The 14,951-nt window shown below is 60.3% G+C and carries 14 protein-coding genes; 12 read left to right on the forward strand and 2 right to left on the reverse strand.

Annotated elements, in window-relative coordinates:
• Positions 1–13: 13 nt before the first annotated feature.
• The 6 genes from BKN05_RS03165 to fbaA all read left to right on the forward strand — a co-directional run bounded on the left by BKN05_RS03165 (position 14) and on the right by fbaA (position 6,200).
• A complete protein-coding gene (locus BKN05_RS03165) occupies positions 14–871 on the forward strand; it encodes a sulfurtransferase (RefSeq protein ID WP_049379001.1) in 858 nt (285 codons plus the stop codon).
• Positions 872–962: 91 nt separating this feature from the next.
• Positions 963–2,459 (forward strand): TtfA family protein, encoded by a 1,497-nt coding sequence (locus BKN05_RS03170; protein ID WP_286687938.1) that lies wholly within the window; start codon positions 963–965, stop codon positions 2,457–2,459.
• 55 nt (positions 2,460–2,514) lie between these two features.
• The gene (gene pyrE / locus BKN05_RS03175; RefSeq protein WP_286687939.1) at positions 2,515–3,105 is read left to right on the forward strand and encodes an orotate phosphoribosyltransferase; all 591 of its coding nucleotides are present in this window, start codon (positions 2,515–2,517) and stop codon (positions 3,103–3,105) included.
• Entirely contained in the window at positions 3,092–3,775 is a 684-nt protein-coding gene (locus BKN05_RS03180) for a TrmH family RNA methyltransferase (protein ID WP_239279369.1), read from the forward strand. Before pyrE ends, BKN05_RS03180 begins: the two co-directional genes overlap by 14 nt.
• A gap of 54 nt (positions 3,776–3,829) precedes the next feature.
• Entirely contained in the window at positions 3,830–5,020 is a 1,191-nt protein-coding gene (locus BKN05_RS03185) for a glycoside hydrolase family 76 protein (RefSeq protein ID WP_049377133.1), read from the forward strand.
• Between the two features lie 145 nt (positions 5,021–5,165).
• Positions 5,166–6,200: a class II fructose-bisphosphate aldolase gene (gene fbaA / locus BKN05_RS03190; protein ID WP_049377132.1), complete on the forward strand. Its 1,035-nt coding sequence runs from the start codon at positions 5,166–5,168 to the stop codon at positions 6,198–6,200.
• A gap of 139 nt (positions 6,201–6,339) precedes the next feature.
• Here fbaA and BKN05_RS03195 read toward each other — a convergent pair whose 3' ends face one another.
• The gene (locus BKN05_RS03195) at positions 6,340–7,401 is read right to left on the reverse strand and encodes an HNH endonuclease signature motif containing protein (protein ID WP_286687940.1); all 1,062 of its coding nucleotides are present in this window, start codon (positions 7,399–7,401) and stop codon (positions 6,340–6,342) included.
• A 164-nt stretch (positions 7,402–7,565) separates the two neighbouring features.
• Between BKN05_RS03195 and BKN05_RS03200 the strand changes: the two genes are divergently transcribed.
• On the forward strand, positions 7,566–8,765 hold the full coding sequence (locus BKN05_RS03200) for an FUSC family protein (RefSeq protein ID WP_286687941.1): 1,200 nt from the start codon (positions 7,566–7,568) through the stop codon (positions 8,763–8,765).
• Positions 8,766–8,817: 52 nt separating this feature from the next.
• On the opposite strand, the gene BKN05_RS03205 is transcribed toward BKN05_RS03200, so the two are convergent.
• Positions 8,818–9,657, reverse strand: a complete 840-nt coding sequence (locus BKN05_RS03205) for a hypothetical protein (protein ID WP_286687942.1) — start codon at positions 9,655–9,657, stop codon at positions 8,818–8,820.
• 87 nt (positions 9,658–9,744) lie between these two features.
• Here BKN05_RS03205 and BKN05_RS03210 point away from each other — a divergent pair, with 87 nt between their 5' ends.
• The 5 genes from BKN05_RS03210 to BKN05_RS03225 form a co-directional block, all read left to right on the forward strand.
• Positions 9,745–11,037: an adenylosuccinate synthase gene (locus BKN05_RS03210; RefSeq protein ID WP_225746369.1), complete on the forward strand. Its 1,293-nt coding sequence runs from the start codon at positions 9,745–9,747 to the stop codon at positions 11,035–11,037.
• Positions 11,038–11,303: 266 nt separating this feature from the next.
• Positions 11,304–11,636, forward strand: coding sequence for a transposase (locus BKN05_RS03215; RefSeq protein WP_225746370.1), 333 nt, complete (start codon positions 11,304–11,306; stop codon positions 11,634–11,636).
• 599 nt (positions 11,637–12,235) lie between these two features.
• On the forward strand, positions 12,236–12,565 hold the full coding sequence (locus BKN05_RS12615) for an integrase core domain-containing protein (RefSeq protein WP_225746371.1): 330 nt from the start codon (positions 12,236–12,238) through the stop codon (positions 12,563–12,565).
• 1,150 nt (positions 12,566–13,715) lie between these two features.
• On the forward strand, positions 13,716–14,546 hold the full coding sequence (locus BKN05_RS03220; RefSeq protein WP_286687943.1) for a thioester domain-containing protein: 831 nt from the start codon (positions 13,716–13,718) through the stop codon (positions 14,544–14,546).
• On the forward strand, positions 14,530–14,951 hold a 422-nt coding region (locus BKN05_RS03225; protein ID WP_286687944.1), incomplete at its 3' end, for a VaFE repeat-containing surface-anchored protein. The genes BKN05_RS03220 and BKN05_RS03225, both read left to right, overlap by 17 nt.

Raw genomic sequence — 14,951 nt, forward strand, 5'->3', positions numbered from 1 at the left:
TAGACTCGGGGGCATGAGCATTTTGGTCTCCCCGCAAGAACTCCGCGAATCTATTTATCACGGCGAGCGTTTCACCCTCTTAGCCACCCACTGGCAGCCGCAGCTGCGCCAGAGCTACAACGAATTTACCTCCCTGCACATCCCGACGGCACTGTTTAGCGATACCGCCAATTCCTTCGCCGGCTTGCCCGGCTCCCAAGTAGGCCGCAACCCGCTGCCGGATCCGGATAAGTTGCAGGAGCACTTCCGCCAGTGGGGAATCCGTGAGGACCGTCCCGTCGTGGTCTATGACGAGGGCCGTGGCCTTTTCGCTGGCCGCGCGTGGTGGACCCTGCGCTGGGCTGGTCTAGACAACGTCCGCATCCTCGACGGCGGCTTGGCCAATTGGCGCCACCTGGGCTATACCACGCTGACCGGCCCTGGCAACTTCGCCGTCGGTGCCACCGCCGAGGTCAACCCGGGTCAGATGCCCGTGGCCACCATCGATGACGTGCGCAATCACGATGGCCTGCTCATCGATACCCGCACCCGCAACCGCTTCGCCGGCCGCCGCGAGAACCTCGACCTCAAGGCCGGCCACATCCCCGGCGCCGTCAATGTGCCGGAGCGCCTGTTCCACAACGATGGCCTGCGCACTTGGAAGTCCGCGGGCGAAATCCGCGAAGTGCTTTTCGACGCCGGCCTCACCCCCGACAACGTCCAAGGCGCCATCATCTACTCCGGTTCCGGCAACCACTCCGCCCTCGCCCTTGCCGCCATGGAAGACGCCGGCTTCACTGGCCTGCGCCACTATGTCGGCGGCTGGTCCCAGTGGTCCGCCAACCCCCACAACCCCGTCGAGCGCGGCGACCGCTTCACCGTCAACGGCTAATCGCCCCAGCCCGCCCCTCGCCTTCGCCCTCAGCCTCCCGCGTCCGCGCGCCGAGCGCTGAGGGCTTGCTCCTTCCTACTACTATCGTGGGATGATGGCTTTTCTAATCCTTGCTCTCGCGGTTCTTCTCGGCATTGCTGGCGGTGCCCTGCTGCTTTACGACGGCAAACAGCGCACCTCCACCCCTACACCCTCCGCCGACGCGGATCCCAGCGCCGAGGATCCCAGCTCCGCGGATCCCGCCCCCGCAGGCGCCACTCCGACGGACTCTGCATCCTCCGACGCCGCACCCGAAAACGCTGCCTCGGCCGAGCCTGCCGATTCGGCCTCGAGCGTCGCCCCCGAGCGCGCCCCTGCCGCTGACCCGGCCACCCCAGCCACCGAAGCAGCTGCGTCAGCTCCCGCACCGGAATCCGCGCCCGAGCCTGCGCCCGAGACCCCGCCCCAGCGAGAACCTGAGCCAACCGACGAACCCGAACCGGAACCCGATGGCGAACCAGCCCCCGAACCGGAGCACCAGTCGACCCCCGAGACCACAAGCGAGCACCCCGCGCCTTCCAAGCCACACGCACGCCACCGGCCGATCCTGCCAGGAACCATGCGCCGCGAGCGCCGCAATTGGGCGGAAGCCAAGGGATTTGAATTCATGAAGGCCGACCCTTACCTCGTTGACGAATGGACCAGGGGAGTGGCCTCCACGGGCGCGGCTCCCAAAGACATTGTCGCGGGCAACGTGTACGGCCACGAGATGCTGTTGATGGACATCGATGGCGTCAACGTCATGGCTATGCGCACCGGTGCGGCCTCCGACATGGTGGTGGACTTTCGCCGCTTCGACCGCGACGACGCGAAGGCTTCCGAGGACCTGCTTTTGGCCATGGCCATCGAGGGATTCGATGTGTATTCCTCGGATAGTGCCGTGACCGAGCGCATGGTGGATGAGCGCGTCCACGTCGCCCTGCAGCAAATGCCCGAGGCCGTCACCGCACTATGGCTGGAAACGGAGTGGGTCCTGGCGCAGACCACGAAGCAGGCGCGCTCTGCGGAATGGGACGCGATGCTTCCACCTCTCGCCCTGCTTGCCGACGCCGCCCGCGTCCTCCCCCCGCGTTCCTCGGCCACCCATGTGGTGCGCCTCGAGGAATTGGACCCAGCCCGCGAGATTCCCGCCCAGCCCATCGTCGAGGCCGTCGGCGGCGCGCCGGCGGCCGGCGCGCCCGAATTCGAGCGACCCGTCATCCAACGGCCGGAAGAACCGCTGCAGATGCCGTCTCGGGCCTACTCTGAAACCCGTGGCCCGGTTGAGCACAGCGCCCTCGGCGGCGACGAAGTAGACGCCATTGCCGACGGCCGCGAGCGCCCCACCCCCGATTCCCACACCGCCCGCCTGCCGCGCCAGCAGTTCCGTGCCGCCTCCATCTTCGACAGCCCCTCCGCCGACTCCACCATCGACGGTCCCCGCGCGGCCGACCCCAACCCAGTCGACACCACCCCGGCAAGCGAGTCCGCGGCCGATCGCAACCAGGCCGACCCCAACCCGGCGAGCGAGTCCGCGGCCGAGGAATCGGACCCGCGCCGGGGAGAGTAGCCTAGAGTCCGATACCGGCGGCCGGCCGCCGTCCCCGAACCACAACAAGGAGCAGATGACTGTGGATTCTCACACCACCAACGCCCAGAACGCGCACGCCCAGAACTTGGACGCCGAGAAGAAGGCCCGCCTCGCCGAACTGATTAAGGAACTGGCCGTCGTCCACGGCAAGGTGACCCTGTCCTCAGGTAAGGAAGCTGACTACTACGTGGATCTCCGCCGCGCTACCTTGCATCACGAAGCTTCCCGCCTTATCGGCGCCCTGCTGCGCGAGTTGACCGCAGATTGGGATTTCGCGGCCGTCGGTGGCCTGACTCTCGGCGCCGACCCGGTTGCTACCTCCATCATGCATGCCGAGGGCCGCGATATCGACGCCTTCGTCGTGCGCAAAGAAGCCAAGAAGCACGGCATGCAGCGTCGCATCGAGGGCGCGGACGTAGAAGGCAAGAAGGTTCTTGTCGTAGAAGACACCACCACTACCGGTAACTCCCCGCTGACCGCCGTGGCCGCGCTGCGCGAGGCCGGCGCCGAGGTCGTGGGCGTGGCGACCGTTGTGGACCGCGAGACCGGGGCCGGCGACGTCATCGCCGCAGAAGGCCTCGAGTACCGCTCCCTGCTGGGCCTGGGCGACCTTGACCTCGCCTAACGCAGATGGCGCGGCCGACCAGGCCAAGGGCCCGACCGAGTGGAACGAGGGCCGCCATGGCGTAGGCCCCTGGGAAGGTCCGCTGCCGCAAGGGCCGGAGGCCGCGAAATACGATCCAGAGCTGCTTGCCGAAGGCGACCGTCGCAACGTCGTCGACGCCTACCGCTACTGGAGTAGGGAAGCGATCAAAGAGGACATCGATAAGCGCCGGCATAGCCTGCACATCGCCATCGAGAACTTTGAAAATGACGCCAATATCGGCACCGTCGTGCGCACCGCCAACGCCTTCGCCGTCGATACCGTGCACATCGTCGGCCGCCGGCGGTGGAATCGCCGCGGGGCAATGGTCACAGATAGGTACCAGCACTTGATGCACCACGAGAGCGTCGAGAAGCTTATTGCTTGGGCGGCCGAGGAGGGCCTTACCGTCGTTGCCATCGACAACACCCCCGGTTGCGTGCCCCTGGAAACGGCCGAGCTGCCGGAGCGCAGCCTGCTGCTCTTCGGCCAGGAAGGCCCCGGCGTGACGCAAGCGGCCCAGGATGCCGCGGTGATGACCTGCTCCATCGCCCAATTTGGCTCCACCCGCTCCATCAACGCGGGTGTCGCGGCCGGCATCGCCATGCACGCCTGGATCCGTCAGCACGCCGATCTGGACAATTCCTGGTAGGAAGATCGTTACACTAGCTATATCTACCCGTGCGACTGGAGTGATTGAGGAACCGTGGAAGAAAAGTGGGCCCACCGCGCCGAACTCGCAGAGGCCGCCATCAATGAGCGCCACGCGCACTCCGTATGGGGCCTGCCGCGCACCAATCTTGCCGTGGTCAGCTGGCCGCCCACCACGAAGGAAAAGCTCTTTGTCCACTGGCACTACTGGTGGCAGGCCCACTACCTGGACTGCCTCGTCGATGCGGCGCTGCGCAATAACACCAAGGTGCGCCGCCACCGCATCTATGACACCTTGCGCGGCATTCGCATCCGCAACCTCGCGCAGCTGACCAAGAATAAGTACTACGATGACAAAGCCTGGCTCGCCCTGGCTTTCGGCCGCGTGGAGGGCCTGAAGAAGGCAAAGACACCGAAGCGGCTCGCGGCTCTGCAGCGCAATATCCACGAAGGCCTCGATGAATCGCTTGGCGTGCTGCCGTGGCGCCTGGGCGAGAATTTCATGAACGTGCCCTCCAACGGCCCGGGCGCCATCATGCTCGCGCGCATGGGGCGCATTGAGGAAGCACGCCACATCGTTGACTGGATCTATGACCACCTGCTGGACGACGACGGCTACATCATGGACGGCGTTCGCATGCGCATGGACGGCCCTGAGGTGGTAAAAAACATCCACCCCTACTGCCAGGGCGTAGTGCTCGGCGCGTGCCTGGAAATCGTGCTGGCGCTGCGGGAAAAGGCCGGCGTGGGCGATTTGGAACAGATCGACAGCGTGCAGGAGGCGGAGATGGCTTCCGAGATGATGGATTACATCATCCGCATCCGGGGCTTGGTGCAGACCGTGGCTTCGGGAATGGCTACGCCTTCGGGCGTGGTGGACTGGGAGACCGGCGATGGCGACGGTGGCCTGTTTAAGGGAATTTTGATGCGCTATCTTGCCGACGTCGCTGTGCGCCTGCCCGGCGATTCCCCCGCCAACCGCGCGACGAAGAAGCTAGCCGCGCGCATGGTGATGGCCTCGGCCGAGTCGGTGTGGGAGCACCGCTTAGAGGTTGATGGTCTGCCGATCTTCGGCTCTGACTGGTTGTCCGATGCGCGCCTGCCGCATAACTACGGCTTCGGCCGGCGCACCATGAGCGAGAAGGTAGGCATCATTCGCGTAGACGAGCGCGATTTGTCGGTGCAGCTTTCCGGCTGGATGCTGATGGAGGCCTGCGCCCGCGTGGCGCGATATTTGGCTAAATAGCCCACGCTTGTCGGAGTGGATTGGTCCCGGAAGTGACCGGGTTGAAAATGTCACACGGTTTTTGCGGCAGAATTTCCGGGAAACGGGCATACTTGGGTGCTGGAACGTGTTTGACCACAAACCCACTTTTTAAGGATGGAAACTCATGCCAATTGCAACCCCTGAGGTCTATAACGAGATGCTGGATACCGCGAAGAAGAATGGCTTCGCGTTCCCAGCTATCAACTGCACCTCTTCTGAGACCATTAACGCAGCTCTGAAGGGCTTTGCTGAGGCCGAGTCCGACGGTATCATCCAGTTCTCCACCGGTGGTGCCGCTTTCGGTTCCGGTCTGGCACTGAAGGACAAGGTCAAGGGTGCTCAGGCATTGGCCGCATTCGCTCACGAGGCCGCCAAGCACTACGGCGTCAATATCGCGCTGCACACCGACCACTGCCAGAAGGAAGTGCTCGATGAGTACGTCCGTCCGCTGCTGGCTATCTCCCAGGAGCGCGTGGACCGCGGTGAGAACCCGCTGTTCCAATCCCACATGTGGGACGGCTCCGCTATCCCCATCGACGAGAACCTGGTCATCGCCCAGGAGCTGCTGGAAAAGGCTAAGAACGCGCACGTCATCCTCGAGGCCGAAATCGGCGTCGTCGGCGGCGAAGAAGACGGCGTTCAGGCAAAGGCAGGCGCTAATCTCTACACCTCCCCGGAGGACTTTGAGAAGACCATCGATGCCCTAGGCACCGGCGAGAAAGGCCGCTACATGCTGGCCGCTACTTTCGGCAACGTTCACGGCGTCTACAAGCCAGGCAACGTGAAGCTGCGCCCAGAGGTCCTGCTCGAGGGCCAGAAGGTGGCACAGAAGAAGCTCGGCCTGGGTGAGGACGAGTACGCATTCGACTTCGTCTTCCACGGAGGCTCCGGCTCCGAGAAGGAAAAAATTGAAGAGGCACTTCGCTACGGCGTCATCAAGATGAACGTGGACACCGATACCCAGTACGCCTTCACCAACCCGATCGCTCGCCACATGATGGAGAACTACGATGGCGTATTCAAGATCGACGGCGAGGTTGGCAACAAGAAGGTCTACGATCCACGCTCCTACCTGAAGAAGGCAGAGCAGGGCATGTCCGAGCGCGTCATCGAGTCCTGCCAGGACCTGCACTCTGTGGGCAAGTCCCTCTCCAAGTAACTTGGCCACCGTGCTCTAAGTTGAGGCAGCCTCGTACATAGGCATGCCGAATGAGCCGCTTCCCCCGCGTGGGAGGCGGCTTTTTCGTTCTCTCGGCCGGGGCGATTTTAGGCCGGGGCTTGGTGATCTGCCGGCGCAGTTAAAGGTTGTGGTTGGGGCTTGGCGGCCTAGCGGGGCTGGGGACGAAGCGTGGGGTATTGCTCCACGGCGGTACCCAAGCGATGCGGCCATTTACGCGCACCATACGGCCGCGTTCTGTGGGCCGCGAGGGGTCATCTTGGTTGACGGCGTTGTGGTGCGCGCACAAGGTGACCAGATTTTCTTGGTTGGTGGGCCCGCCGGCGGACCACGCGGTGAGGTGGTGGACTTGGGCGTCGTCGGCAGGCGTATTGCACCCCGGCCAGGCGCACACGGGATGCTCGGCCGAGGCGAGCATGCGCTGTTTCCATGTGGCCATGCGCTCGGTGCGATACAGGTTTACCGGGCCGTGTTCGGGGTGAACAAGACTGACGTAGCCGCGCTGGGCGAGAGCGCGGGCAACCAACTGTGCGCCGGTCATGCGGGCGCCGTTGGTGAGCTGGAGGGTGATATCGGTGGCATCGGAAGGCGCGGCGACGATGCGGTCGAGCTGGTCTAGGGTGAGGATGACGTTGGTGTGCACGGCCGGCAGCGCGCCGGGGTTGCCCTCGAGGAGGACCTTCTTGGCGGCGGCGAGGGGATCGTCTTTATTGACGGAGGAGAGCACGCCCTTGATATCGGCGATATCGGTGGGATCAGCCGTAATGGAGATGGTGTGGGGTCCGTCGGGGCGGCGGGTATAGCGCACGCCGGGCTCAGGGCGGCGGGGCGGATTGAGCTGTTTGAGGAGCTTCTTGGCCACAGAAGGGATGAGGCGGGCCTCGGTGCGGCAGAGCTCTAAGCGCAGGTCCCAGGCGCGGTTGGTATCTCGCACGCGGCGGGTATAGGACTCGATGCTATCGAGCGTGGCGAGGTCGTGAGCGCGGGTTCGGGCGGCGTCGCGCGCGAGGCGCTGCTTGCGGCTATTGGATGTGCGGCCGAAGTAGACGTGTTGCAGACGGGCGAGCTGGGTAGCCAAAAGGGGGCTGGCTCCGGCCTTGAGGAGTGAGTCTTCGGAGCAGCCCTGAAATTCGGCGACGAGGTCGACGCCGCGGCGGCATAGCAAGAGAAATTCGGTGTTCACACGGCCGAAGCTAAAGGGCACGCGAGGACCGAACAAGCGGTGCGCGGCCGGGAAGGGCGAAATTGTGGATAGGTGGGGAAAAGGGGGCGTCGGCAAGAGCTATCCACAGGCCAGCCGACGGCCGAGATGCGCGGGGACGGCGGCGATGGTAGGGGCGGTCTTCTATGCTGGAAGTCATGTCGGAAGCGAAGGAAAGAGTCTCAACGCGGGAAAAGCTGCGGGTGATTGACCGCTCGGTGCTCTCGCGGGTAAACCGCATCCGCGCGCGGTTTGTCTACATCGTCCAGGCGACCATTGGTGCGGCGCTCGCGTACTGGGTGGCCGGCGATGTGGTGGGGCACCCCCAGCCGTTCTTTGCGCCGATTTCTGCGGTCATCATTCTGGGGATGTCTGGTGGGGACAGGATGAAAAAGGCACTGGAGATGTCGATTGGCGGCATCATTGGCGTGGCCGTGGGCGACCTACTCTTCCAGATTGTGGGGCAGGGGCCGTTTCAGATTTTCTTCATTGTGGGCGCGGGCCTGGTGGTGGGCTCGTTTTTGACCAAGTCGCCGCTGGTGACCAACCAGATTGTCTTTGGCGCGATTTTGATTGCGACGATTTTCCCACCCACGGAGGGGCCGGGTGGCCTGCACCGCGCGATCGACGCGATGATTGGCTCGGGCATTGGCTTGATAACCATTGCGCTGATTCCCAATTCCCCGTTGGTGGAGGCGCGGCGCGAGGTCTCGAAGGTGTTAAAGATTGCCTCGAGCATTCTTGCCGACGTCACCTATGGCATCCGCCAGCAAGACCCCGCCGTCATCCGCGACGCGCGTGAGGCGGTGCGCGGTACGCAAGACAGCGTGAATACCCTGCTGAGCGCGGCGCAATCGGGCAGGGAGGCCTCGGAGGTCTCGCCCCTGTTGTGGGCATCGCGGCGCAGCATTCGATCGCTGGAGCGCATCCTCATGCCGGTGGATAACGCGGTCCGCGGTGTGCGCGTGCTCTCTCGCCAGGCGCTGGGCCTGACGGAGGACCGCGACAAGGTTTCGGACGAGCAGGTGGAATTGCTCGATGAGCTTTCTGAAATCATGCTCGCTGTAAGTGAGCTCTACGGACGGGGCAAAAAGCACGGCCACGATGAGGCGATTGAAATTCCGGACCTTGTGCAGCGCCTGCGCATCGTGGGCGGGCGCGCCGGGCTGGACATCATCGACAAGGACGGCACGTTATCGGCCTATATGATTCTGGGCCAGACGCGCTCCCTCGTCGTAGACATGCTGATGGTGTGTGGGCTGTCGCGTGAGTCGGCCGTGGCGCACCTGGTGCCGACCTCGCAGCACCCGGCCTACCCGCCGGAGGTGTGGGGGCGCGAGGACTAGCGTCCTCGCGCGTAGATAAAGACGTCGTGCGCAATGAGTGACGTCGCGGGGGCTAAGGGCGGACGATCTGAAGGTCGCGCAGGTGGCGGTAGAAGGTCACGCGGGTCACCGGCCGCTTGTGAGGGACCGAATCGACGATGACGCGCAGCTGTGGGCCGCCGGCCTGGACGGCGCGGCCGGTGCGCACGGATTCGGGGTCGAGTTGGCCGGGCTTGCGCAGGAGCGAGCGGAGGCGGCCCTGGGATTCGACGGGGGAGGTGGCGCGGGCGGCGAGGATGCCGGGGGCATCGGTCATCGGGACTAGGCGTGCGCCGAAGGTCTTGGGGGAGGAGGCGGCGAGCGTGTGGTCATCGATGATGATTTCGCCGGTGAAAGCGCCGTTTGCGGAATCCGAGATGGTGGCAGAGCCAGCGACTGCGAGGCCAGAATCGTTGCGGATGAGCGGAGCTGGGCGGACCGGAGCGGTGCGGGCGAAATCGAGGGCTTCGGCCGGGGCGGTGGGAAGGCCCCAGTTCTGCGCGGCCGCGGACGGGGTGGAGGCGGATGCTGCGGCCGAGGGGACGGGGATGAAGGCGACTTCGGCCCAGAGGCGATCAGAGCGCATGAGGCGAGTGAGCACGGCCGAAAGCGCGGCATCGGAGCCAGCGACGACGATGCGGGCGGGCTCTGCTAGGTGCGAGGCCTGAGGGGCTGGCTCTGGCGCACCGAGGTGGCGGACGTCGGGCTGGGCGGCGATGTCGTCGAGGGAGGGGGTGGGGTCGGTGGGAAGGAGGGGGGATAAGAAGGCGTCGATAAGCGCGAGCTCTTTGCGGGTAGGAACGGCCGAGAGATTATGGGCCTCAGCGGGCATGGGGATGTCCGGAGCACCGCAGCGGAGGAACAAAAAACGCATGCGCACCATGCTACGCGCGCTTTTTGGGCCGGGAAAGTGTAAGGTTGGAGAGTATTTTGGCTTCAATAATGAGGAAGTGACTAAACAATGGCAGCGATCGTCATTGTCGGCGCCCAATGGGGCGACGAAGGCAAGGGCAAAGCGACCGACATCCTCGGCGGCAAGGTTGACTACGTGGTCAAGCCGAACGGCGGCAATAATGCCGGCCACACCGTCGTGGTAGGCGGCGATAAATATGAGCTGAAGCTCCTGCCAGCCGGCATCTTGTCTGAGAACGCTACCCCGGTGCTGGGCAATGGCGTAGTGATCAACCTTGAGGCGCTCTTTGATGAAATTGATGGCCTTGAGGCCCGCGGCGCGAACGCCTCGCGTCTGAAGATTTCCGCCAATGCGCACCTAGTGGCGCCGTACCACCAGACCCTGGACCGCGTGCAGGAACGCTTCCTGGGCAAGCGCGCTATCGGCACCACCGGCCGCGGCATTGGCCCGACCTACGCCGACAAGGTTGCGCGCATTGGCATCCGCGTGCAGGACATCTTTGATGAGTCCATCCTGCGCCAGAAAGTGGAATCCGCGCTGGATATCAAGAACCAGATGCTGGTGAAGATGTACAACCGCAAGGCCATCGAGGCAGACCAGATTGTGGAGTACTTCCTGAGCTACCGCGATCGCCTGCGTCCGATGGTTATCGACGCTGAGCTGGAGCTCAACAAAGCCCTCGAAGCTGGCAAGCACGTGCTCATGGAGGGCGGCCAGGCCACCATGTTGGATGTGGACCATGGCACTTACCCGTTCGTGACCTCGTCAAACCCGACCGCCGGTGGTGCTTCCGTGGGCTCCGGCATTGGTCCAACCCGCATCAAGACCTCCCTGGGCATCATCAAGGCCTACACCACCCGCGTGGGTGCTGGCCCGTTCCCCACCGAGCTCTTTGATAAGTGGGGCGAGTACCTGCAGACCACCGGCGGCGAGATTGGCGTGAACACCGGCCGCAAGCGCCGTTGTGGTTGGTACGACTCCGTCATTGCGCGCTACGCCACCCGTGTGAACGGCTTTACCGATTACTTCCTGACTAAGCTGGACGTTCTCACGGGAATCGGCGAGATTCCGATCTGCGTGGCCTACGACGTCGACGGCAAGCGCTACGACGAACTGCCGCTTACCCAGTCCGAGTTCCACCACGCCGAGCCCATTTTCGAGACCATGCCGGCCTGGGATGAGGACATTACCGAGTGCTCCACCTTTGAGGAGCTACCGCAGAAGGCCCAAGACTACGTCCTGCGCCTAGAAGAGCTCTCCGGCTGCCGCATTTCCTACATCGGCGTCGGTCCTGGCCGCGACCAGACCATCGTGCGCCACGATGTGATGGAAGATCAGTAAAGCAAGTCCGCTTTCAATCGTCGAATGAGCCCCGCCTCGTAGTGTTTCCACTGCGTCGCGGGGGCCGATCCCTGTCTGATGGACATAGGTTAGCCTCGGCTCCTAACCGGAGAAAGCTAGCTATTACTTATGTCTTTTAAACTCTCTTCGGAAGAGTTTAAAAGCGACATAGCCGCCATCTGTGAAGACACTGATAATGCGTTTGTACTTTGTCTCAGAAGTGCCCCAGGTTTTGTTCCGTCTGAGTAGATGGGAAATTCTGAAGAATGCCAAAGAAACTTGAACAGGATGCAAAGGATCGAGCGGTCCGCCTTGTGGAAGACTGCATCTTGGCTAAGAACAAGTCCATACAGGAAGCGTGCAAGGTCGTGACACCCAACCTGGGTGTCTCGTGGCATACTGTTCGGCGATGGGCGCAGGCGGCTCGTCGCAAAGGGCGCACTACTGATCCTTTGCCTGCATATCTTGTTGCAGCGGTAGCCAAGCTGCGTCGTGAAAACCAAGAGCTGAGGGAGACCAATGAGTTGTTGAAAGCTGCCGCGGCTTTTTCGCGTCAGAACCTGGCTCAAAACGTCGGAAATGATCCAGATCATCGATGAATATTAGAATCGTTTCACAATCGAGTTCATGTGCACGACGTTGAAGGATAATCGTGGAGGCAACCTGGTTACCCCGCGAGGTTACCGGCAGTCCAAAGCCCGGGGCTAAAGTGCACAGGCTCTTTGCGACGGAAGCCCTCGTGGCACATGTTCGCCGTGTACATGCGGAAAATGTGGCACACTCTTCGACGTGGAGGCATCGCTATCGGCCGAGAGCAGACTGCCCGGTTGATGTGTATGGCCGGCCTGTCTAGAGGAGGTAAAGATGGTGTACCCACCAACGACCCATAGACCCACGGGGCTGGGCCTACGCCCAGATCTAGTTGGTCGAGAGTTCAAAGCCGCTGGGCCTGACCGGCTGAGGTAGCAAAAATTGTCTACGTTTGCACGCGGAAGGGATCCGTGTATACCGCTTTTGCCACCGATGTGGTCTCCCGGAGGATCGTCGGTTGGGCACTGTCTGATTTGATGCATACTTCAAGTGCTGCCGCTACAGGCGCTCAACCAGGCGATTGTGAAATGCCCAAGGAAACTTCCACAGTTGGTTCACCATTCTGACCACGGCTCGCAGTCAGTGAGTATTGTCTATAACGAACGTCTTGCCTAGCGATGGAATCGCAGCGTTCACTGGGTCAAAAGGTGACTGTTATGACAATGCGCTAGCTAAGCGTATCAATGGTTCTTACAAGAACGAGCTCATCTATACCCGCACGGGGAGTGATGTCGTCGACGTGGAGATTGCGAACTTCGACTGGGAGAATTGGTGGAACGAGACAAGGCTTCATCAGAGCCTTGGCTACCGCACACCAATGGAAAATGAATCAGAGTTTTGGAGTCATCAACCGGCCCGAGATGTAAGAGAAGATAAGAAAATGCCTAGGAACAAACCTCGGGGCACTTCAATGAGATTTCTTCGTGATCCACTTTAAGTTTGTTTATGGCCAGCGAACCAGGTGTGCGATTGAACAGGAGCGCCAAACTTTAAAACTCAATCGATCTTCATTTTTCAGACAGGTCGGCACCCGCGAAAACATAGATCAAAGATGTATTCGGTTGCACTTATCGGAATGAAAAACTGCAACCAGCTTCGATGATGAGCACGGTCGTTACGGGCTAAACGCGTCACTGCAACCTCTTAGGGGACACGTCGTGTGCCCCGACGAACCACAACAAGGTCGAACGAATCATGAAACGCAAGGGGCTGGAAAGCGCAGCCGTTTACTTACCGCCAAAAGCATGCCGATCCACCGGATCTAGTTGGTTTTAGTAAGCCGCAAATTGTCAGCTGACAGGCCGAATTGGGTCTATGTTGGGGTATTTGCTTGCTCAGCAAGGGGGTAAGAAAATGTATTTAGATACGGTCATTTGTACCTACTCGGACAGACTTGCAGATTATGCAAAAGAAGGTCAAATACGCTTCTCATTGGCCATCAATGCTTTATTTCACGCACACACTGTCTGGAGGCCTAAACGGTACGATCTTCCACTCGGATCACGAGAGCGTGTGCACTTCACAAGCTCTTTAGAGAGCATTGTGAGTCGCTGAGTGAGCCCTACCCCATGGAAGCGGTAGAAACCCGGGCTAATAACGCACAGGCCGGAACGTTTAACGTGATCCTCAAGTGAGTAGGAATGGGTGAGAAATCTGACGGTCCGATCGCCTACCGCCAAGAAGTCTATCGATAGCGCACGTGCTCCAACATTCGCCGACGGATCTCCTGGTGTAATCCTTTGGTTCCAGATGTTCTTGTGGTCGAAACTCTAGCTACATGGACTGGAGCGGTGTATCCCCCGACGTGCCTACTTTCCGAGAGTAGGTCCCGCCCCTAATGCGGCACTATTCCAGGTACAGAAAGGATACACCGACTAAAACATAAGTCTACCGTTATATTCAAAAAATGGAATGTTACTGTGATTTTATTTAGCCGGATCGTGAAACAAATAATCATCTAGCATTAAAACATCCTGTGAAAACTTGCATCGTGACCTAAATGTCCTATACTCAACCCTTAAGAAAGTAAAATCCGGACACTGGAATCATGGAAATGAGGATTGGATGATGCTTAAATGAGTATAAGTATGGAAGGTGCGCAGCTCGGTCGAAGTAGACTATTTCGACCGATTTTGGCGCTTTTTGTTGCAATTGCAGTTGCATTTGGAGTGGCTCCAGTAGCTAAAGCTGTCAGTGTGGGGGATGAAGTTACAACACTTCCTGGCCCAGGCTACGGATTGACATGGAAGGATCCAGAGTCTACTGGAACATTCCTGCCCCGTCTGTTTTGGTATGCACCAGACAATGACTCCGCAAAATTTGAAGGATTGGCTGGATATTGTGTTGATCCTGAGCATGTAGCTGAGGGTGAGGGGCCCGGGGTTGTTCACGACTGGGACGGTTACCTAAAAGCTGCAGAACAGCAACAGGGGTCGCGTAAAGAGTCCATGCCGGGCGGTCAAGAAGCATTCCGGAAGATTAACTGGATCGCTCATCATGGTTATCCGTATATTGGAATCAAAGATCTTGAAAGCAAGCTTTCGCTTAATCGGGTAGATCAAGATCAGGCCATTATAGGTACACAGCTTGCTATTTGGCACTTTTCTGACGGGATTGATTTCTCTGGTACGTTTGATAAAAATAGCAAGAGAGTGCAAAATATTAAGGCTATCTACACCTATTTGACCGGAGAATCGAACGTCGGGCAGGATGAGGTGAAAGATTCATCAAATCTGACTGGCAAATTCGTTTCACATTCGGGTCAAGATCAGGTAATTATTGATACAAACTCGCCGTCTGACTCTGGCCATAAAAAGACGCCGTCTATTAAGACGGAGGCTAAGTTTGCTGAGGGTTCGGTTCGTGTTGTTAATGGTGCGGTTGTTACTGACACTGTGACCTATGAGGGTCTGGTATGAGGGTCTGGTGCCTGGTAAGAAGTACCACTTGGATGCGACGTTGATGTCCAAGGATGGCGAGACTGAGCTGGGTACTGGTGAGGCTGAGTTCACTGCTGCTGAGAGTGGTAGTGGTTCCACCACGGTTGATATCACTGTTAAGAATGCTGAGAAGCCGGTTGATGCTGCTGTTGCGTTTGAGGAGTTGACCTCTGTTGAGGTTAATGCTGATGGTGATGAGACTCCGGATGCTGAGACTCCGAATAAGATTGCGGAGCACAAGAATCTTGAGGATCAGGCTCAGACTGTTACCTCTAAGAAGGCTTTGACGCCGTCTATTAAGACGGAGGCTAAGTTTGCTGAGGGTTCGGTTCGTGTTGTTAATGGTGCGGTTGTTACTGACACTGTGACCTATGAGGGTCTGGT

Source organism: Corynebacterium sp. S5S1, from assembly GCF_001913985.1.
Classification (GTDB): domain Bacteria; phylum Actinomycetota; class Actinomycetes; order Mycobacteriales; family Mycobacteriaceae; genus Corynebacterium; species Corynebacterium marquesiae.